Source organism: Micromonospora sp. NPDC050200 (genome assembly GCF_040656135.1).
Lineage (GTDB): Bacteria > Actinomycetota > Actinomycetes > Mycobacteriales > Micromonosporaceae > Micromonospora.
The window spans coordinates 50,042-69,288 of the sequence record NZ_JBFALG010000016.1 but is presented as its reverse complement, the minus strand read 5'-3'; the positions used below and the strand labels follow the sequence as shown (position 1 = coordinate 69,288).

Below are 19,247 nucleotides of genomic sequence, written 5' to 3'. Positions count from 1 at the left end.
GGCACTGAAACGAATGATCTGCCTGGTCACGACTTGCCCGCAATCCACAGGCTGGCGAAGACCAGCGCGACGATGCCGATCAGGAAGATCGCCAGGCCCTCGGTGGAGGGGCCGTACCGGCCGAGGCTGAAGCCGCCCTGGTCCTGGTTGTGCTTCAGCGTCTCCTGGATGTAGGCGATGATGTCCGCCTTCTCCTGCGGGCTGATCTGGTTGTCCCCGAACACCGGCATGTTCTGCGGGCCGCTCAGCATCGCGGCGTAGATCTGCCGGTCGGTGGACGGGTGCAGGCTCGGGGCGTACTTGCCCGAGGAGAGCGCGCCGCCGCCACCGCCGAAGGCGTGGCACTGGGAGCAGTTGATCCGGAACAGCTCACCGCCGGTCGCCAGGTTGGCGCCCTGACGCAGGTCACCCTCGGGGATCTGCGGGCCGCCACCGAGCTCCTGGATGTACTGGCCGAGCTGGCGCACCTGCTCGTTGGTGAAGACCGGGGTCTTGCGCGGGGCCTGGGCCTCCTGGCGGGCCATCGGCATGCGGCCGGTGCCGACCTGGAACTCGACCGAGGCGGCGCCGACGCCGACCAGGCTCGGGCCACGACCCTCGACGCCCTGCGCGTTGCGACCGTGGCAGGTCACGCAGCTCACGTCGAACAGCGCCTTGCCCTCGGCCGCGGCGCCGGTCAGCGGCGGGTTTTCCTGCGCCTGCACGCCGGGGGCGAAGACGGTGTAGGCGCCGCCGGCCAGCGTGAGCGCGGCGATCAGCCGGACCGCGGCGCCCAGCCGGCGGCGGCCCCTGCTGCGCGCCACGGGCCGCCCGCGCAGGCGCGCGAGCAGACCGCGTCGGCGGTCGTTGTCAGAAGTCATGACCTGTGTCCTTAACCGGTTGGACCTTGTCTCAGGGGACGAAGCAGCGGCGCGGTACGTGACGCGCCAAGATCACTGAAGCCAGTAGATCATGGCGTAGAGCCCGATCCACACCACGTCGACGAAGTGCCAGTAGTACGACACGACGATGGCCGAGGTGGCCTGCGCCGGGGTGAACCGGCCCATGGTGGTGCGGATCATGAAGATGATGAAGGCGATGAGACCGCCGGTCACGTGCAGGCCGTGGAAGCCGGTGGTGAGGTAGAACATCGACCCGTAACCGTCTTCGTTGATCTTCACGCCCTCGTGCACCAGGGTGCGGTACTCGTTCGCCTGGCCGAGCACGAAGATCAGACCCATCACGAAGGTGATCGTGAACCAACGCCGCAGGGCGTGGACGTCGCCCTTCTCCGCCGCGAAGACACCGAGCTGGCAGGTCACCGAGGACAGCACCAGGATCACCGTGAAGGTGGTCGCGTAGGGGATGTTGAGGATCTCGGTGTGCTTCTCCCACTGCTCCGGCGCCGCCGCGCGGATCGAGAAGTACATCGCGAACAGCGCCGCGAAGAACATGAGTTCGCTGGAGAGCCACACGATCGTCCCGACGCTGACCATGTTGGGTCGGGTCAGGGAGTGGATCCGGCTCTTGTCAATGGCTGGGGCCGCAGTCACGCGGTCATTATTGCCCTTGACCGGGGCGGGCGATCAGCGGGGGGCCAAACCAGCGTGGGGGATGGCCCGATCGTGGCGGTCCGGTTCGCCTGGCCTAGCCTGAAAAGCGTGCTGCACGTCGATTCGATCTTCGCCACGACCTCGGCGGGCCCGTCGGCCGTCCTCGCCGCCGGGGGCGACGCCGTCCCGCCGCCGTTCACCGTAGCCCGGGTCTTCACCGAGACCAGGCTGGACAGCTGGCTCGCCCTCGGGCTGGTGCTGGCCGCCGGGCTCTACCTGTACGGGGTGTACCGGCTGCGGCTGCGCGGGGACCGCTGGCCGATCCTCCGGACCGTCTGCTTCCTCGGCCCGGGCCTGGGTGGCATCGCCGCGGTGACGGTCAGCGGCCTGCACGCGTACGACACGGCGCTGCTGTCGGTGCACATGGTGCAGCACATGGTGCTGGCGATGGTCTCGCCGATCTTCCTCGCCCTGGGCGCGCCGGTCACCCTGGCCCTGCGCACGCTGCCGGTACGCCCGCGCAAGCGGCTGCTGGCGGTCGTGCACAGCCGGTTCGCGAAGGTGTACAGCTTCCCGCTGGTGGCGTTCAGCATCTTCGTGGTGAACCCGTTCGCGCTCTACTTCAGTGGCCTCTACCGCTACACACTGGAGCACGCCTGGGCGCACGAGCTGACGCACGCGCACTTCATCGCGACCGGCTGCGTGTTCTTCTGGCCGCTGCTCGGCCTCGACCCGCTGCCGGGGCGGTGGCCGTACCCGGCGCGGGCGCTGCTCATGCTGCTCTCCGTACCGTTCCACACGGTGCTCGGGCTCACCATCATGCAGAGCACCACGCTGCTCGGCGGCGACTGGTACCCGTCGCTCGGCCTGTCCTGGTCGAACCCCTGGAACGACCAGGTGGTCGCCGGCGGCATCCTCTGGGCCGGCGGCGAGTTCGTCAGTGTGACGATGCTCGCGGTGCTGGTCGTGCAGTGGATCCGGCAGTCGGAGCGGGAGGCCCGCCGGCTCGACCGCGAGCTGGATCGCCAGGAGGCCCGCGAACGCGCCGCCGACGCCGCCGCGACCGCCGCTCCCACCCCGGGCACCCCGGCCTGACCTGCGCCGACATCCCGCCCGCCCGGACCCGCCGGGCGGGATGTCGGGTGCGCCACACCGGCGGGTACGATCAGCGGGCAGCTACGAGGTGGGAGCCGGTCCAGGCAATGAGTGAGCGCAGCGAGCGAATCATCAGGCTCAGTGCGAGGGTGCCTCATGACGGCACGGAGCGAAGCGGAGTGTCGGCATGAGCGATCGTCTTTGCACCGTCCTGCTCTACAGCGACGACCCGCAGGTCCGCGACCGGATGCGGCTCGCCGTCGGCACCCGCCCCGCGCCCGGCCTGCAGATCGAGTTCGTCGACGCGGCCACCTACGCCGAGTGCGTCCGGCTGGTCGACGACTACGAGATCGACCTCCTGCTGCTCGACGGCGAGGCCACCCCGGGCGGCGGCATCGGCATCGCCCGCCAGATCAAGGACGACCGGGACGACGCCCCGCCGACCTGCCTGGTCATCGCCCGCTCCGCGGACCGATGGCTCGCCGCGTACGCGCAGGTCGACGCCACGCTGGTGCACCCGCTCGACCCGGTGACCACCGGCACCACGGTCGCCGAGCTGCTGCGTACGCACGCCGCCGCCTGAGTCTCCGCGCTCGGCGGCGCCCCCGGCGCCCGGGCTGACGGGCGCCGGCCCCGTCCCACCCGCACTTACGCCCGCTCGGGAGGCCCACCATGGGCGAACGGACCTGGCCGCACCTGCTCAACGCGCTGCTGCGCGGCGAGCAGCTCTCCACCGCCGACACCGCCTGGGCGATGGACGAGATCATGACCGGCGCCGCCGCCCCGTCCCAGGTCGCCGGCTTCGCGGTGGCGCTGCGGGCCAAGGGCGAGACCGCCGCCGAGCTGGCCGGCCTGGTCGAGGCGATGCTCGGTCGGGCGGTCCCGGTCGACCTGCCCGAGGAGCTGCGGCGCACCGCGCTGGACGTGGTCGGCACCGGCGGTGACCTCGCCCACACCGTGAACATCTCCACCATGACCGCGCTGGTGGTGGCCGGCGCCGGCGTCCGGGTGGTCAAGCACGGCAACCGCGCCGCCTCCTCGCTCTGCGGTACCGCCGACCTGTTGGAGTTCCTCGGCGTGCCGCTGGACCTCGCGCCCGAGCAGGTCGCCCGCTGCGTCGAGGAGGCGGGCATCGGGTTCTGCTTCGCCGGCCGGTTCCACCCCGGGATGCGGCACGCCGGCCCGGTCCGCCGCGAGATCGGCGTGCCCACCTTCTTCAACTTCCTCGGCCCGTTGACCAACCCGGCCCGCCCCCGGGCCGGGGCGATCGGCTGCTTCGACGCGCGGATGGCCCCGGTGATGGCGGCCGTCTTCGCCGGCCGGGGCGACTCGGCGATCGTGATGCGCGGCGAGGACGGCCTGGACGAGTTCACCACCGCCGCACCGACTCGGGTCTGGGTGGCCCAGCAGGGCACCGTGAGAGAGGCGCTGCTGGACGCGACGGACCTCGGGGTACCCCGGTCCACCCTCGCCGACCTGCGGGGCGGGGACGCCGCGTACAACGCCGAGGTGGCCCGGCGGCTGCTGGCCGGCGGGACCGGCCCGGTACGCGACGCCGTGCTGGTCAACTCCGCCGCCGCGCTGGCCACCCAGGGACCGCTGGACGGCGACCTGACCGAGGCGCTGCGGGCCGGGATGGACCGGGCCGCCAAGTCGATCGACTCGGGTGCGGCCGCGGCCGTCCTGGACCGCTGGGTCGAGGTGGCCCGCGCGGTCTGAGCGCCCGCGACCAGCCGGCCCGACCACGACGGCCCGCCGACGCGGACCCGGTGACCCCTGGTCGGCACCGGGCGCAAAAGGGGTGGGCGCGGCCGGAAGTGTCGGAGGGGCGTGCCAAACTACACGGGAGTAATTTTCCGTTTTCCACCGATGGCTCCGATCGCCGTCGGCGGGCACCGGAGCGAGAGGAGACGCCCGTGTCGGACCGCGAGCTCTACTGCGACACCTGCGAGGGCGTTCAGCCGTTCGAGGCCCCACCCTGCGTCGACGGTCACGGCGTCGACTGCCCCGAGCTGATCTGCACCGGCTGCGGCGCGGCCGTGCTGATCGCCACCTTCGCCTTCCACGCCCCGCGCCTCGCCGACCGGCGCCGGCGCGCCGGGTCCGGGTCCCGCCGCCGCGCGGCCTGACCCCACCCCCGGCCGACCACCTGACGGCCGTGCCGGCGGGTGGGCGACCTCGATCCGCGCGTGCGAACCTCCGTCGTCGTAGTCGTCGACCGTCCGATCGAGAGGGCGAGGGCCGTTGTGTCGAGCCCGCTCCACGACGAGCCCCTTTTCCGAGTCCACGTAACGGGAGCCCACCCCCGGGCCGGAACGCGGACTGCGCCCCCACGGGCATCGTTGCGGCCCTTTGGAGCTGATGTCGTAGACGACTCACCTGATCACGCCCGCCGCCCGCCGATCCCGACCGCCGACAGGCCGACAGCCGACAGCCGGGACGCTGATCCGGTCACGTCATCAGCTCCCCAGCGCGCCAACAACACCCGCCCCACCCGGCGGGACCGCCGCCGTCCTGTGCGCCGCTCCACTGCCGGCGGGGATCCGGAAGAACGCGCAGGCCCGCGTCCCGGAGCGGGAAGCGGGCCTGCGGGTGAAGCGTCAGATCAGTGCTCGGCCGTACGGCGGGTGCCGGTGTAGTACTCGAAGAGCAGGCCGCAGGCGGCGAAGATCACCGCGACCGCGCCGAGGCCGACCAGCCAGAGCTGCCAGTACACCAGGCCCAGACCGGCCACCGCGGCGGCCAGCGCCAGGCCGAAAGGCCAGTAGCTGCCCGGGCTGAAGAAGCCGACCTCGCCCGCGCCGTCGGCGATCTCGCCGTCCGCCCGGTCCTCGGGCCGCAGGTCGATGCGGCGGGAGACGAACCAGAAGAAGCCGCCGCACATCGCGCAGAGCAGGAACGACAGCAGCAGGGCCACCGTGCCGACCCACTCGACCCGGCCGCCCTCCCCGTAGGTCCAGGCGCCGTAGAGGACCGCCGTGCCGAGGAGGAACGTGCCGACGATCAGGAAGATACGCCACTCGGTCTTCATGCCTGATCCCTCAGCTTCCCGCGCCGGCCGACAGCTCGTCGGGGTTGAAGTTGGCGGTGTTGCGCCGCGTCTTGAACGGCTCGGTGGTCTTCGCGTACGGGTCCTCGCCGATGGCGCTGAGCGCGTCCTGGGTCGACTTGCCGTCCCGCTTGGCCGCCAGGAACTGGTCGTACTTCTCCGGGGAGACGACGCGCAGCTCGAAGTTCATGAAGGCGTGGTAGCTGCCGCAGAGCTCGGCGCATCGGCCGACGAACGCGCCCTCGGTCTCCAGCTTGGAGACCTCGAAGACGTTGCGGACGTTGCCCGGGAAGACGTCCCGCTTGAACAGCAGCTCCGGCACCCAGAACGAGTGGACGACGTCGCGGCTGGTCTCCTCGAAGCGGATCGACCGGTCGGCCGGCAGGACCAGCACCGGGATCACCTCGCTGGTACCCAGCACCGACGCCACGGTGTTCGCGTCGGGGCCCTGACCGTCGCGGTAGTTGAACTGCCAGTTCCACTTGAAGGCGACGACCTCGACGGTCACGTCGGGGTTCTTCGTCGTCCGGACCACGCCGGTCTGCACGACCGCCGTGTAGTAGAAGAGCACGGAGACGATCAGGATCGGCGCGATGGTGTAGAGGAACTCCATCGGCATGTTGTAACGGGTCTGCACCGGCAGCTCGTTGCCCCGCTTGCGGTAGCGCACGATGCACCAGAAGATCAGGCCCCAGACGAAGACGCCGACCACGAGGGCGGCGATGCAGGAAGCGATCCACAGGTCGTACATCCGGCGCGACTCCGGCGAGATGCCGCCCTGCGGCCAGCCGAAGCCGCCGAACGAGCTGCCGACGTTGCAGCCCGTGAGCAGAACCAGCAACGCCGCTCCGCCGAGACCGAGCCCGGCGAGGCGACCAGCACCACGCCGCCGGCGCCCACCGGCTCCTGGGGAAGCGCTGTGCCGTACGGCCGACGGCCGTACCTCCGAACTCCTTGCGACCACCTGGTCCTGCCTCCCTAGCGCGCCGCGGTGGGTTTCCCTCAGCACCGACGGCAAAGGCGTCACCGACGGTCGCAGATTACTCGACCATGACGGGCTCGGCCGTCTTGGGGTCGCTGTCCGCCCCCATCGGGGGGATCTTGGGCATACCGACGCGATAGCGTGGGCAGTCGTGAGCCCTACCCCGGTCTACCTGGACGCGGCCACCGCCGCGCCGCTGCACCCGGTCGCCCGGCAGGCGCTGCTGGCCGCCCTCGACGACGGCTGGGCCGACCCCGGCAAGCTGTACACCCAGGCCCGTCGGGCCCGCCAGCTCCTCGACGCCGCCCGCGAGGCCACCGCGGCCACGCTCGGCGTCCGTGCCGACGAGCTCTCCTTCACCCCCAGCGGTACGACCGCGGCGCACGGGGCGGTGCTCGGCTGCCTGGCCGGGCGACGGCGTGTCGGGGCGACCCTGGTGCACTCCGCGATCGAGCACTCCGCGGTGCTGCACGCCGCCGAGCGGCACGTCGCGTCCACCGGCGCCGCGGTCCCGGTGCCGGTGGACCGGGCCGGCCGGCTCGACCTGGACGCCTGGTCGGCGGCGGTGGCGGCGCCCGGAGTGGCCCTCGCCGCGCTGATCGGCGCCAGCCACGAGGTGGGCACCGTCCAGCCGGTGCCGGCGGCGGCCGCCGCCTGCGCCGACGCGGGCGTGCCGCTCTACGTCGACGCGGCGCAGTTGGTCGGCCGGGTGCCGGTGCCGGCCGGCTGGTCGGTGCTGACCGCCAGCGCGCACAAGTGGGGCGGGCCGCCCGGGGTGGGGCTGCTGGTGGTGCGCAAGGGCACCCGGTGGGAGTCGCCCTGGCCGGCCGACGAGCGGGAGTCGGGGCGTACCCCTGGGGTGGTGGACCTGCCGGCGGTGGTGGCGGCGGCGGCGAGCCTGCGCGCGGCGGCGGCCGACGCCGCGGCCGAGGCGGCCCGGCTGGCGCCGCTGGTGGACCGGATCCGGGACCGGGTGGCGGCCGAGGTGCCGGACGTGGAGGTGGTCGGCGACCCCGTCGACCGGCTCCCCCACCTGGTCACCTTCTCCTGCCTGTACGTCGACGGCGAGGTGCTGCTGCACGCGCTGGACCGGCGCGGCTTCGCGGTGTCGTCCGGCTCCTCCTGCACCTCGTCGACGCTGCGCCCGTCGCACGTGCTGGAGGCGATGGGGGTGCTCTCGCACGGCAACGTCCGGGTCTCGCTGCACCGGGAGACGACCGAGGCGGACGTCGAGCGTTTCCTGGCCGAGCTGCCCGGCATCGTCGCCGAGTTGCGCGCCGAGGCGGGGGTGGTGGGGCTGTGACCGATCCCATGGAGGTGCTCGACTGCCGGGGCCAGCGCTGCCCGCTGCCGGTGATCGCGCTGGCCCGCCGGCTGCCGGAACTGCCCGTCGGCGCGGTGCTGCGCGTCCTGGCCGACGACCCGGCCGCCGCCGTGGACATCCCGGCCTGGTGCCGGATGCGGGGGCAGGAGTTCGTCGGCGCCCACCCCGACGGCCCCGGCTATGACGTCCGGCGCAGCGGGTAACGGGTCAGGCGAGGTGCGCGAGGATCATGGCAGCAGGTGCGGCCGCACGTCCTCGGCGGCGACGTCGCCGTACGACTCGGCGAGCCGCTTGACGAACAGGTCGCGGCGCACCTCGTACTCCTGGGTGCCGACGGTCTCCAGCACCAGCGTGGCCAGCAGCGAGCCGACCTGCGCGGCCCGCTCCAGGCCGAGGCCCCAGGAGAGCGCGGCGAAGAAACCGGCCCGGAAGCCGTCGCCGACGCCGGTCGGGTCGACCGCCTGGATCTCCCGGGCGATCGGCACGTGGATCGTCCCGAAGTCCCGGCCGGCGATCTCCGCGCCGTCCTTCCCCAGCGTGGTGACCCGCACCTTCACCCGGTCGAGCAGCTGCTCGTCGGTGAGGCCGGCCTTGCTCTGCAGCAGGGACTTCTCGTAGTCGTTGGTCATCAGGTAGTCGGCGCCGTCGATCAGGCCGATCACGTCCGCGCCGTCCATCCGGGCGAGCTGCTGGGACGGGTCGGCGACGAAGGCGTAGCCGCGCTCCCGGCACTCGGCGGAGTGGCGGATCATCGCCTCCGGGTCGTTGGCGCTGACCAGCACCAGGTCGAGACCGTCGAGCCGCTGGGCGACCGGGGACAGCTCGATGTTGCGGGCCTCGCTCATCGCCCCCGCGTAGAAGGAGGCGATCTGGCACATGTCGGTGTCCGTGGTGCAGACGAACCGGGCGGTGTGCGCCACCTCGCTGACGTGCACGGACTCGCAGTCGACCCCGTGCCGCTCCAGCCAGGAGCGGTAGTCGGCGAAGTCGGCGCCGACCGCCCCGAGCAGCACCGGGCTCAGCCCGAGCTGCGCCATGCCGAAAGCGATGTTGGCCGCCACCCCGCCCCGGCGCAGCACCAGGTCGTCCACGAGGAACGACAGCGACACCTTGTGCAGCTGGTCGGCGAGGAGCTGGTCGGCGAACCGGCCGGGGAAGCTCATCAGGTGGTCGGTCGCGATCGAGCCGGTCACGGCGATCTTCATGTCAACCCTCTGGGTCGGGGGCACGGCGCCGGTCAGCCTACCGGTCCCGGCGCGATCGCGGGTCGCGGTCCGGTCATCCCCCGTTCACCCGTCGGCCACGTACGCGCTGCGCGCGACATGCCGCACACCGCGGCATCACGGGGCCGGGAGGCCGCGACCTGCCGCAGCTCAAGTCGATCAAGGCGCCGGAGCGCCGCCAATGACCCGGGAACGACGACGGGGCCACCCCGGCAGGGGCGGCCCCGGTCGTACGGAACGGCTGCGACTCAGCTGAACGAGTCGCCGCAGGCGCAGGAGCTGCCCGCGTTGGGGTTGTCGATGGTGAAGCCCTGGGCGTCGATCCGGTCGGCGAAGTCGATGGTCGCCCCGGCCAGGTAGGGGGCGCTCATCCGGTCGACGACGACCTCGACACCGTCGAAGTCGGTGACGACGTCACCGTCGAGCGACCGCTCGTCGAAGAACAGCTGGTACCGCAGGCCGGAGCAGCCGCCCGGCTGCACCGCGACCCGGAGCCGCAGGTCGTCGCGGCCCTCCTGCTCGATCAGGGCCTTGACCTTCTGCGCCGCGACGTCGGTGAGGACGACGGAAGTAGGGGCCTGGGCCTCGGTCGACTCGGTCTGCGCTGGCGTGGTCACGTGGAAATCTCCCTGCGCGGTATGGGTCCGGACGCACTGGCCAACATCACGCGTCGTCCAGTGATTCCCGGTGTGGTCCAGATCCGATCGTACGCCGACCGGGCCGGCGGCACCCGGGTGCCGTGACAGGACCGCCGTGGCCCGCGCCGCAGGTCCGCCCACGGGCGTCGCCGTTTCGTCCCCGACGGCCAGGCCAGAGCCGGGCGGTCAGCGACTCCACTGCCGGGCCAGCCGCGCGCCCAGCGCCCGCAGCCCCTCGGCCGGCCGGCCCATCGCCGCCTCGACCCCGCCGCGTTCCTCGCCGCCGAAGTGCTCCACCAGGCTGTAGGTCTCGGTGACGCCCGCCGAGGCGGCCTCCCGCCGGCCGGTGCTCACCCGTCCCGCCAGCACCACGCAGGGCACCCCGCGGTCGCGGGCGGCCCCGGCCACCCCGGCGACCACCTTGCCGCGCAGCGACTGGTGGTCGAAGGAACCCTCTCCGGTGATCACCAGGTCGGTGGCGTCCAGCGCGGCGTCCAGCCCGATCGCCCGGGTCACCAGGTCGATGCCGGACTCGCAGCGCCCGCCCAGGGCGAGGATCGCGGCGCCGATGCCGCCGGCCGCGCCGCCGCCGGCGAGCGCGCCCAGGCCGGGCGGGCAGCCGGGCAGGTCCCGTTCGAGCACCGCCGCCCAGCGCTCCAGCGCGGCGTCGAGCAGCAGCACGTCCGCCCTGGTGGCGCCCTTCTGCGGCCCGTAGACGCTGCTCGCGCCGTGCAGCCCCAGCAGCGGGCTGTCGACGTCGGTGGCGGCGACCAGGGTGGCCCCGCGCAGCCGGGGCGCGCCGTCGAGGGTGGCGACCGCGGCCAGCGCGGCCCCGCCGTACGGCAGGGCCCGGCCGGCGTCGTCCAGCGGGGTCGCGCCGAGCGCGGTGAGCAGGCCGGCGCCGCCGTCGTTGGTGCCGGAGCCGCCCAGCCCGACCACCACCGTGCGGGCCCCGTGCTCGACGGCCGCGGTGACCAGTGCCCCCAGCCCGTACGAGGTGGTCGCCTTCGGGTCGCGCTCGGCGGCGGAGAGCAGGTGCAGCCCGCAGGCCTGGGTGCTCTCCAGGTAGGCGGTGCCGTCGTCGGTGAGCAGGATCTCACCGGCGGCCGGCCGGCCGAGCGGGTCGACGATCGCCACCGGGATCCGCCGGCCGCCGAGGGCGTCGGCGAGCACCGCGACGAAGCCCGGCCCGCCGTCGGCGAGCGGTCGGATCAGCAGCTCGTCGCCGGTGGCGACGGCCCGCCAACCCTCGGCGACGGCGGCGGCGACCTGCTGGGCCGCGAGGGTGCCGGCGAACTTGTCCGGGCAGAGCAGCACACGCATGCCTGGCAGTGTGGCAGCACACACCGGTGGAAGCTGCGCGGCAGCCACGCTGTGGGACCATGGGAGGCGTGACTTCGACCTGGGTGGAACCCTCCAACACCGCCACTGCGCTGCTGCTCCTCGGCCGCGGCAGCGACCCCGCCACCGAGCGTGGCGTGGAGTGTCCGGGCGACCTGCCGGCGCCGAGCGACCCTGACCTGGTGGCCCGGGCGGCGGCGGCCAGGGCCGCGCTCGGCACGAAGGTGTTCGTGCTGGGTCACCACTACCAGCGCGACGAGGTGATCCAGTTCGCCGACGTGACCGGTGACTCGTTCAAGCTGGCCCGGGAGGCCGCCGCCCGGCCGGACGCGGAGTACATCGTCTTCTGCGGCGTGCACTTCATGGCCGAGAGCGCCGACATCCTCACCTCGGACGCGCAGCGGGTGATCCTGCCCGACCTGGCCGCCGGCTGCTCGATGGCGGACATGGCGGTGCTGTCGCAGGTCGAGACCGCCTGGGACGTGCTGACCGAGCTGGGCGTCGCGGCGGACACCGTCCCGGTGACGTACATGAACTCCTCGGCCGACATCAAGGGCTTCGTCGGGCGCAACGGCGGTGTGGTCTGCACCTCGTCGAACGCGAAGCGGGCGCTGGACTGGGCGTACCAGCAGGGGTCGAAGGTGCTCTTCCTGCCCGACCAGCACCTGGGCCGCAACACGGCCGTGCTGGAGATGGGCCTCTCGCTGGACGACTGCGTGCTGTACGACCCGCACAAGCGCAACGGCGGGCTCACCCCGGAGCAGCTGCGCGACGCGAAGATGATCCTCTGGCGGGGGCACTGCTCGGTGCACGGCCGCTTCACCCTCGACAGCGTCAACGACGTGCGCGAGCGGGTGCCGGGGGTCAACGTGCTGGTGCACCCGGAGTGCCGGCACGAGGTGGTCACCGCCGCCGACCACGTGGGCTCCACGGAGTACATCATCAAGACCATCGAGGCGGCCCCGGCCGGCTCGGCCTGGGCCGTCGGCACCGAGCTGAACCTGGTCCGCCGGCTGGCGCTGGCCCACCCCGACAAGCAGATCATGTTCCTGGACAAGGCGGTCTGCTACTGCTCGACGATGAACCGGATCGACCTGCCGCACCTGGTCTGGGCGCTGGAGGAGCTGGTCGCCGGGCGGGTGGTCAACCAGATCACCGTCGACCCGGACACCGCACACCACGCCCGGGTGGCGCTGGACCAGATGCTCGCCCTGCCGGGCGCGGACACCCCACCGCCAACCACCAGCTGATCACCCACGGTCACATCGCTGGTACGGAAACGTGCCGGATTTGCCGGTTCGTGCCCGTGCCTGGCGGTGTGACCGATTCCATTTCAGTCACCGAACGCTATGCTGCCGGGGCGACGGCATCGTGGACCGTTTTGCGCCGGTCCCATTCTGGGTAGCTGCACAGCCGGCAGACGGCTGCAGGAGCCGACCCCACCCTCGACACAGCACCACCCGACGCGCGCTGGAGGTTGCGTTGACCGACGACGTCCTGGTCGTACACGGAGGCACGCCGCTGGAAGGGCGGATCCGCGTGCGCGGCGCGAAGAACCTCGTCTCCAAGGCGATGGTCGCCGCCCTGCTGGGCGACACCCCCAGCCGCCTGTTCGACGTGCCGCGCATCCGAGACGTCGAGGTGGTCCGCGGGCTGCTCGGCCTGCACGGGGTGAAGGTCACCGACGGCGCGGAGGAGGGCGAGCTGGTCTTCGACCCGGCCAACGTCGAGAGCGCCAGCACCGACCAGATCAACGTGCACGCGGGCTCCAGCCGGATCCCGATCCTGTTCTGCGGCCCGCTGCTGCACCGGCTCGGGCACGCCTTCATCCCCGACCTGGGCGGCTGCCACATCGGCCCGCGCCCGATCGACTTCCACCTCCAGGCGCTGCGCGAGTTCGGCGCGACGGTCGAGAAGACCCCGGAGGGGCTGCACCTGTCGGCGCCGAACGGGCTGCACGGCACGAAGTTCGCCCTGCCGTACCCGAGCGTGGGCGCGACCGAGCAGGTGCTGCTCACCGCGGTGATGGCCGAGGGCGTCACCGAGCTGCGCAACGCCGCCGTCGAGCCGGAGATCATCGACCTGATCTGCATCCTGCAGAAGATGGGCGCGATCATCAAGGTCCACACCGACCGGGTGATCGAGATCCAGGGCGTCAAGCGGCTCAGCGGCTACACCCACCGGCCGATCCCGGACCGGATCGAGGCGGCGAGCTGGGCGGCGGCGGCGCTGGCCACCCGCGGGGACGTCGAGGTGCTCGGCGCCCAGCAGGTCGACATGATGACCTTCCTGAACGTCTTCCGCTCGGTCGGCGGCGCGTACGAGGTGACCGACGCCCGCGCGCCGAAGCTCGGTGACCCGGGCCAGGAGGGCGGCATCCGGTTCTGGCACCCGGGCGGCGAACTCAACGCCGTGGCGCTGGAGACCGACGTGCACCCGGGCTTCATGACCGACTGGCAGCAGCCCCTCGTCGTCGCGCTGACCCAGGCCCGCGGCCTGTCGATCGTCCACGAGACGGTCTACGAGCAGCGGCTGGGCTACACCGAGGCGTTGAACACGATGGGCGCCAACATCCAGGTCTACCGGGACTGCCTGGGGGGCACCCCGTGCCGCTTCGGCCGGCGCAACTTCAAGCACTCCGCGGTGATCGCCGGCCCGAGCAAGCTGCACGCGGCCGACCTGGTCATCCCGGACCTGCGCGCCGGGTTCAGCCACCTGATCGCGGCGCTCGCCGCCGAGGGCACCTCCCGGGTGTACGGCGTCGACCTGATCAACCGCGGCTACGAGGACTTCGAGGCGAAGCTGGCCAGCCTGGGCGCGCACGTCGAGCGTCCGTAACCGAACTCACTCCCGTCGAGAACCGCCCGGTGCACCCGTGATGTGCACCGGGCGGTGACGGTTGGCTACCCTTCACCTCGTGCTGTCGCTGTTTCGTCGCAAGTCCGCCGACCGTCCCGACTCCTCCGCCGCCCCGGTGACCGAGGAGCCGTCCGCCGCGCGTCCCCGGGGCTACACCCCGAGCAAGAAGGAACTGGGCCGGGAGACCCCGAAGCGGCCGGTCGCCGGTCGGCGCCCCGCCGGCCCGACGAAGCCGCTGACCAAGGAGGAGGCCCGGGAGCAGCGCCGGGCGGCCCGCGCCGAGTCGGCGGCGGAGTTCCGCCGCGAGGGCGGCCCCCGCGACCGCGGCCCGGAGCGGCTGCTGGCCCGCAACGTGGTCGACTCCCGGCGTACGGTCGGCACCTGGTTCTTCGGCGGCGCGCTGATCGTGCTGATCGGCTCCAACCAGGCCATGCCGCCGGCGATCCGGCTGGCCTCGAACCTGGTCTGGGGTGCGCTCGCGCTCGGCGTGGTGATCGACTCGATCCTGATCTCCCGCAAGATCAAGAAGCTGGTCCGGGAGCGGTTCCCCAACAGCGGCGAGCGGATGGGCTCGCTCTACCTCTACGCGATCATGCGTTCGATCACCTTCCGCCGGATGCGGGCGCCCGCGCCCCAGGTCAACATCGGCGACAAGATCTGACCCGAACGGTCCGCACCGGAGCCCCTTCCCGCAGCCGCGGGGAGGGGCTCCGGTCATTGCACCCCGGCCAGGCGCAGCAGCGCCGTGGTGCCGGCCGCCGCGACCACCACCAGGACGAAGGGCGCCCGCCGCCAGGCGAGCAGCACCCCGACCAGCACGCCGGCCGGCCGGGCGTAGCCGGCGAAGCCGCCCGCCTCGGTCAGCGCGGCGGTCGCGGCCAGCGCGGCCAGCAGGGCGGCGGCGCCGATCGGCAGCAACCGCCGGGACCACTCGGGCAGGTCCAGCCGGTCGCGCAGCAGCACTCCGGCGACCCGGAAGCCGTACGTGCCGGCGGCCAGGGCGAGAATCACGGCGATCAGCACGACGCCTCCTCCGTCTCCGGGACCGACCCCGATCCGGCTTCCCGTAGTCCGGCGCCGGCCCGACCCCGCACCGACGAGCCGGCGGTCCCGGACGCGGCGGCGGTCCCGGACGCGGCGGCTGTTTCCGGCGGGTCGGCGGCGGGATCGGCGGCCGGTCGCCGGTGCCGGCGGAGGGCCGGCACGGCGAGGGCGCCGAGCGCCAGCAGCACCGGCAACCCGGCCGGCAGCACCGGGGTCGACAGCACGGCCAGGCCCGCGCCGGTCAGCGCCACCCGCCGGGTCTCCGGGTCGCGCAGGGTCGGCAGCAGCAGGGCGATCAGCCCGGCCGGGAAGGCGGCGTCCAGCCCCAGGGTGGCCGGGTCGCCGACCGCGCCGCCGGCGAGCACGCCGAGCAGGGTGCCGGCGTTCCAGGCCAGGAAGAGCAGCGTCCCGGCGAGCCAGAACGCCCGGCTCCGCGCCTCGCCGGCCGGTCGGGCCAGCGCGAACGCGGTCGCCTCGTCGGTCATCAGATGACTGCCGAGCAGCCGCCGCCAGCGCTGCCGGCCGAGGCTGTCGCCCAGGGTCAGGCCGAAGGGCAGGTGCCGGGCGTTGAGCAGCAGGCCGGCCAGGACCGCGGCGAACGGGCTGCCGGCGGCGACCAGCCCGACCGCCATGAACTGCGCGCCACCGGCGTAGACCACCGCCGACATCGCGACGGTCGCCCAGGCGGGCAGGCCGGCGGCCACCGCCACCGCGCCGAAGGAGGCGCCGACCGCGACCATCGCCGCCCCGATCGCGGTCACGTCGCGGAGCATCCGGCTGTCCGGTGTTCGATGAGCCGTACGCATGGAACATTATGATGAACAGTCCCGAGGCGTTCGTCAAACCGAACAAATAGAATGATGGAGCGAACAACGGCCGTGGACACCACTCCCCTGCTGGCCACCATCTCGGCGGCCCTGCGCCGCGAGCGCGAGCGGGCCGGCATCTCACTGACCGAGCTGGCCCGCCGCGCCGGCATCGCCAAGTCCACCCTGTCCCAGCTCGAGTCCGGGGTCGGCAACCCGAGCGTGGAGACCCTCTGGGCGCTGGGCGTCGCGCTGGGCGTGCCGTTCAGCCGGCTGGTCGAGCCGCCGCCGGCCACCGTCCGGGTCATCCGGGCCGGCGAGGGCCCCCGGATCCGCTCGGAGCACGCCGACTTCACCGCCACCCTGCTCGCCGCCGGCTCGGCACACGGCCGGCGCGACGTCTACGTGATGGAGCTGGAGCCGGGTGCCGTCCGCGTCGCCGAGCCGCACACCCCCCGCAGCGTCGAACACGTCGTGGTCGCCGCCGGCCGGATGCGCGTCGGCCCGGAGTCCGACCTGGTGGAGCTCGACCCGGGCGACTACGCCACGTTCCCCGGGGACGCGCCGCACCGGTACGAGGCGCTGGCCCCCGGCACCTTCGCGGTCCTGGTGATGGAGCACCCCTGAGGCGGCCGGGTCAGCCGGTGACCGGGGCCTGCCGGTCCACCGGGGACCGGTAGAGCCGGGTCACCACCTCCTCGATGTCCGGCTCGACGATGGAGATGTCGCGGAGCGTGGCCAGGCCGGCCAGCCCGGCCACCACCTCCGCCGGGCCGGCCGACTCGCAGGCGTAGACCAGGCGACGCCCGTCGGCCTCGACCCGTTCCAGCGGCGCCCCGGGCAGCGCCGGCGGGGTGGCCAGCGCGGCGTCCAGCTCGGCGACGACCAGCCGACGGGAGCCGTACCGGCTGTGCAGGGCGGCGATCGAGCCGTCGTGCACCACCCGGCCGTGGTCGATCACCACCAGCCGGCGGCAGAGCCGCTCGATGTCGGCCAGGTCGTGGGTGGTGAGCACCAGCGTGGTGTCGCCGGCCCGGCCCAGCTCGCCGAGGAAGTCCCGGACCGCCTGCTTGCTGACCACGTCCAGGCCGATGGTGGGCTCGTCGAGGAAGAGCACCCGCGGGCCGTGCAGCAGCGCGGCGGTCAGCTCGCCGCGCATCCGCTGCCCGAGGGAGAGCTGCCGCACCGGGGTGTCCAGGAACTCGTCGAGGTCCAGCAGCTCCCGGCAGCGGCGCAGTCGGACCGCGTGGTCGCCGGCCGGCACCCGGTAGACGTGCCGGAGCAGGTCGAACGAGTCACACAGCGGCAGGTCCCACCAGAGCTGGGAGCGCTGGCCGAAGACCACGCCGATGCCGAGGGCCAGCCGGGTGCGCTGGGCGACCGGGCGCAGCCCGCAGACGCGCACCACCCCGGCGGAGGGGGTGAGCACGCCGGTGAGCATCTTCAGGGTGGTGGACTTGCCCGCGCCGTTGGGGCCGATGTAGCCGAGGGTCTCGCCGCGCTCCACCCGCAGGTCCACCCCGTCGACGGCGGTGACCGTCCGCTTCTCGCGGCGCAGCCGGCCGACCCTGACCCGTACCGTGAACTCCTTGCGCAGCCCCTGCGCGTCGATCACCAGGCTCATGACCCCGTACTCCGGTAGTGGCGGACACCGACGCGCCAGGCCGCCGCCGCGCCCGCGGCAGCGACCAGCGCGACGCCGGGGGCGGCCCAGCCCGCCCAGGCCGGCAGGCCCAGCGGGTCGGCCCGGCCGAGCAGCGCCAGCGCCGGCTGGTAACTGACGAAGGCGAACCCCAGTCCGTACGCGAAGGCCGCACGGAACCAGCCCTCGAAGACCGTGACCGGGTACGAGGTGAAGTCCCGACCACCGTAGGTGACCGAATTGGCCAGCTCCCCCGACTCGACCCAGTGGAACGAGACGGTGGCGGTGGCCACGAAGACCGACCCGAAGAAGACCACCCCGGCCAGCGGGGCGACGACGGCCAGCACCACCCGGCCCGGCGTCCAGTCGATCCCGGCGGTGGCCAGCGCCACCACCAGCACCGCCAGGCCGAACAACGCCCGGGAGACCTTGCGCAGCGGCAGGTCCATCAGCAGCAGCTGGGGCAGCGCGCCGAGCGGCCGCAGCAGCACCGCGTCGAACAGCCCGGTGCGCACGTACCGGGGCAGCCGCTCGATGTTGCCGACCAGCAGGTCGGCGGTGGCGAACGCGCAGGAGGAGATGCCGACCATCACCAGCGTCTCGGGCAGGGTGAAGCCGCCCAGCTCGCGGGTCACCCCGTAGATCACCAGGACGGTGACCACGTCGAAGACGGTGGCCCCGACGTTGCCCAGCAGGTCCACCACGAAGGACGTCCGGTACGCCGTCTGTGACCGCGCCTGCGCCCGCAGCAGGGCCCGGTACGCGGTGGCCGCGCCGCCCGCCTCAGCCACCCTGCACCACCAGCCGTCGTTCGGCCCGGTGTTGCACCAGCCGGCAGGCGGCCAGGATCAGCACCGCCCAGCCGAGCTGGAGGGCGACCAGCCCGAGCTGGGTGATCGGCGGGTCCCGCTCGACCAGCACGTCCAGCGGGGTCTGGAGCAGGCTCGGGAAGGGGGTGCCGAGCCAGAGCGCCAGCTGGAGCGGGTCGGGCAGGAAGCGCAGCGGGAAGTAGAGCCCGGCCAGCACCCCCGACCCGAGCGTCCAGAGGATCATCGGGCCCCGGACGTCCTGCAACCAGTACGCCGCGGCGTTGACCAGGAACCGGCAGCCGAAGCAGAGCACCACCGCGGTGACCACGGAGGCGACGAAGAGCGGCACGGTCGACCAGCGGGTGGGCAGGTACACGTCGAAGAAGAGCGGGCCGACCAGCAGCAGCGGCAGGAAGCGGGCCAGCGCGGCGTACCCGGCGCGGCCCAGGTCGGTGGCGAGGTAACTGGTCACCGGGTGCACCGGGCGGAGCAGGTCACCGGCGACCTCGCCGGTGCGGATCCGGTCGGCCAGGTCGCTCCAGCCCCAGAGCAGGACGACCGCCAGCAGGCCCTGCCCGACCCAGACGAAGGTGGCGAGCTGCGCCCGGTCGTACCCGGCGGCGCTGCCGGCGCTGCCGACCACCGCCAGGAGCACGTAGCACCTGAGGAACCCGAAGACGGTGTTGGTGACGACACCGGCCGCCGCAGCCTGGCGATAGGTGGCGTATCGCCGGAAGCCGGATCGGGATATCGCCCAAAATGTCCGAAACCATAGGATAACGTTTGAGTCCGTGGGTGGTGCCACAGTGGCGGTGACCGAGCCCACGCCGTTACCCTCCATCCGCAGCCATGCCGTGCCGGGCTGGGCGACTCTACCGGCAGGTGGAGGCCCCGGCACGACAA

22 protein-coding genes are annotated in these 19,247 nt (G+C 73.0%); 10 read left to right on the top strand and 12 right to left on the bottom strand.

Going from position 1 to position 19,247, the window contains the following annotated elements; genetic code table 11:
• Positions 1-26: 26 nt before the first annotated feature.
• Together AB0I41_RS13530 and AB0I41_RS13525 are read right to left on the bottom strand one after the other, a co-directional pair.
• Positions 27-860, bottom strand: a complete 834-nt coding sequence (locus tag AB0I41_RS13530) for a cytochrome c (RefSeq protein WP_357106118.1) — start codon at positions 858-860, stop codon at positions 27-29.
• A 72-nt stretch (positions 861-932) separates the two neighbouring features.
• A complete protein-coding gene (locus AB0I41_RS13525; RefSeq protein ID WP_357106115.1) occupies positions 933-1,532 on the bottom strand; it encodes a heme-copper oxidase subunit III in 600 nt (199 codons plus the stop codon).
• Between the two features lie 108 nt (positions 1,533-1,640).
• Here AB0I41_RS13525 and AB0I41_RS13520 point away from each other — a divergent pair, with 108 nt between their 5' ends.
• The 4 genes from AB0I41_RS13520 to AB0I41_RS13505 all read left to right on the top strand — a co-directional run bounded on the left by AB0I41_RS13520 (position 1,641) and on the right by AB0I41_RS13505 (position 4,756).
• On the top strand, positions 1,641-2,627 hold the full coding sequence (locus AB0I41_RS13520) for a cytochrome c oxidase assembly protein (RefSeq protein WP_357106112.1): 987 nt from the start codon (positions 1,641-1,643) through the stop codon (positions 2,625-2,627).
• Positions 2,628-2,814: 187 nt separating this feature from the next.
• Entirely contained in the window at positions 2,815-3,210 is a 396-nt protein-coding gene (locus AB0I41_RS13515) for a hypothetical protein (protein ID WP_357106109.1), read from the top strand.
• An 89-nt stretch (positions 3,211-3,299) separates the two neighbouring features.
• Positions 3,300-4,346: an anthranilate phosphoribosyltransferase gene (gene trpD / locus AB0I41_RS13510; RefSeq protein ID WP_357106106.1), complete on the top strand. Its 1,047-nt coding sequence runs from the start codon at positions 3,300-3,302 to the stop codon at positions 4,344-4,346.
• 197 nt (positions 4,347-4,543) lie between these two features.
• Positions 4,544-4,756 (top strand): hypothetical protein, encoded by a 213-nt coding sequence (locus AB0I41_RS13505; RefSeq protein WP_357106104.1) that lies wholly within the window; start codon positions 4,544-4,546, stop codon positions 4,754-4,756.
• A gap of 476 nt (positions 4,757-5,232) precedes the next feature.
• Here AB0I41_RS13505 and AB0I41_RS13500 read toward each other — a convergent pair whose 3' ends face one another.
• On the bottom strand, positions 5,233-5,658 hold the full coding sequence (locus tag AB0I41_RS13500) for a cytochrome c oxidase subunit 4 (RefSeq protein ID WP_357106101.1): 426 nt from the start codon (positions 5,656-5,658) through the stop codon (positions 5,233-5,235).
• 10 nt (positions 5,659-5,668) lie between these two features.
• Positions 5,669-6,640: a cytochrome c oxidase subunit II gene (coxB, locus tag AB0I41_RS13495; RefSeq protein WP_357106099.1), complete on the bottom strand. Its 972-nt coding sequence runs from the start codon at positions 6,638-6,640 to the stop codon at positions 5,669-5,671.
• Between the two features lie 169 nt (positions 6,641-6,809).
• Here coxB and AB0I41_RS13490 point away from each other — a divergent pair, with 169 nt between their 5' ends.
• Complete coding sequence (locus AB0I41_RS13490) at positions 6,810-7,961, top strand: aminotransferase class V-fold PLP-dependent enzyme (RefSeq protein WP_357106096.1); 1,152 nt, start codon at positions 6,810-6,812, stop codon at positions 7,959-7,961.
• Entirely contained in the window at positions 7,958-8,185 is a 228-nt protein-coding gene (locus tag AB0I41_RS13485) for a sulfurtransferase TusA family protein (RefSeq protein WP_357106094.1), read from the top strand. Before AB0I41_RS13490 ends, AB0I41_RS13485 begins: the two co-directional genes overlap by 4 nt.
• A gap of 24 nt (positions 8,186-8,209) precedes the next feature.
• Here AB0I41_RS13485 and AB0I41_RS13480 read toward each other — a convergent pair whose 3' ends face one another.
• The 3 genes from AB0I41_RS13480 to AB0I41_RS13470 all read right to left on the bottom strand — a co-directional run bounded on the left by AB0I41_RS13480 (position 8,210) and on the right by AB0I41_RS13470 (position 11,166).
• Complete coding sequence (locus AB0I41_RS13480) at positions 8,210-9,187, bottom strand: carbohydrate kinase family protein (RefSeq protein WP_357106091.1); 978 nt, start codon at positions 9,185-9,187, stop codon at positions 8,210-8,212.
• A gap of 266 nt (positions 9,188-9,453) precedes the next feature.
• Positions 9,454-9,822 carry an iron-sulfur cluster insertion protein ErpA gene (gene erpA, locus AB0I41_RS13475; RefSeq protein ID WP_088961031.1) on the bottom strand — a complete coding sequence of 123 codons (369 nt, stop codon included), beginning with the start codon at positions 9,820-9,822 and terminating at the stop codon, positions 9,454-9,456.
• Positions 9,823-10,029: 207 nt separating this feature from the next.
• A complete protein-coding gene (locus AB0I41_RS13470; protein ID WP_357106087.1) occupies positions 10,030-11,166 on the bottom strand; it encodes a glycerate kinase in 1,137 nt (378 codons plus the stop codon).
• A 68-nt stretch (positions 11,167-11,234) separates the two neighbouring features.
• Here AB0I41_RS13470 and nadA point away from each other — a divergent pair, with 68 nt between their 5' ends.
• The 3 genes from nadA (at position 11,235) to AB0I41_RS13455 (ending at position 14,704) form a co-directional block, all read left to right on the top strand.
• Positions 11,235-12,434 carry a quinolinate synthase NadA gene (nadA, locus tag AB0I41_RS13465; protein WP_357106084.1) on the top strand — a complete coding sequence of 400 codons (1,200 nt, stop codon included), beginning with the start codon at positions 11,235-11,237 and terminating at the stop codon, positions 12,432-12,434.
• A 232-nt stretch (positions 12,435-12,666) separates the two neighbouring features.
• Positions 12,667-14,022 (top strand): UDP-N-acetylglucosamine 1-carboxyvinyltransferase, encoded by a 1,356-nt coding sequence (gene murA, locus AB0I41_RS13460; RefSeq protein ID WP_357106082.1) that lies wholly within the window; start codon positions 12,667-12,669, stop codon positions 14,020-14,022.
• Positions 14,023-14,104: 82 nt separating this feature from the next.
• Positions 14,105-14,704, top strand: coding sequence for a DUF3043 domain-containing protein (locus AB0I41_RS13455; RefSeq protein WP_357106247.1), 600 nt, complete (start codon positions 14,105-14,107; stop codon positions 14,702-14,704).
• Positions 14,705-14,757: 53 nt separating this feature from the next.
• Here the strand turns inward: AB0I41_RS13455 and AB0I41_RS13450 are convergent, their stop codons facing one another.
• Together AB0I41_RS13450 and AB0I41_RS13445 are read right to left on the bottom strand one after the other, a co-directional pair.
• Positions 14,758-15,066 carry an AzlD domain-containing protein gene (locus AB0I41_RS13450; RefSeq protein ID WP_357106079.1) on the bottom strand — a complete coding sequence of 103 codons (309 nt, stop codon included), beginning with the start codon at positions 15,064-15,066 and terminating at the stop codon, positions 14,758-14,760.
• Positions 15,060-15,893: an AzlC family ABC transporter permease gene (locus tag AB0I41_RS13445; protein WP_357106076.1), complete on the bottom strand. Its 834-nt coding sequence runs from the start codon at positions 15,891-15,893 to the stop codon at positions 15,060-15,062. Before AB0I41_RS13445 ends, AB0I41_RS13450 begins: the two co-directional genes overlap by 7 nt.
• A gap of 72 nt (positions 15,894-15,965) precedes the next feature.
• Here AB0I41_RS13445 and AB0I41_RS13440 point away from each other — a divergent pair, with 72 nt between their 5' ends.
• Positions 15,966-16,520, top strand: coding sequence for an XRE family transcriptional regulator (locus AB0I41_RS13440; protein WP_357106073.1), 555 nt, complete (start codon positions 15,966-15,968; stop codon positions 16,518-16,520).
• A gap of 10 nt (positions 16,521-16,530) precedes the next feature.
• On the opposite strand, the gene AB0I41_RS13435 is transcribed toward AB0I41_RS13440, so the two are convergent.
• Genes AB0I41_RS13435 through AB0I41_RS13425 form a run of 3 tightly spaced genes read right to left on the bottom strand, consistent with a single transcriptional unit; the run spans position 16,531 to position 19,170 of the window.
• Complete coding sequence (locus tag AB0I41_RS13435; protein ID WP_357106070.1) at positions 16,531-17,517, bottom strand: ATP-binding cassette domain-containing protein; 987 nt, start codon at positions 17,515-17,517, stop codon at positions 16,531-16,533.
• Entirely contained in the window at positions 17,514-18,326 is an 813-nt protein-coding gene (locus AB0I41_RS13430) for an ABC-2 family transporter protein (protein WP_357106067.1), read from the bottom strand. Before AB0I41_RS13430 ends, AB0I41_RS13435 begins: the two co-directional genes overlap by 4 nt.
• Positions 18,319-19,170 carry an ABC-2 family transporter protein gene (locus AB0I41_RS13425; protein WP_357106063.1) on the bottom strand — a complete coding sequence of 284 codons (852 nt, stop codon included), beginning with the start codon at positions 19,168-19,170 and terminating at the stop codon, positions 18,319-18,321. Before AB0I41_RS13425 ends, AB0I41_RS13430 begins: the two co-directional genes overlap by 8 nt.
• Between the last annotated feature and the right edge of the window lie 77 nt (positions 19,171-19,247).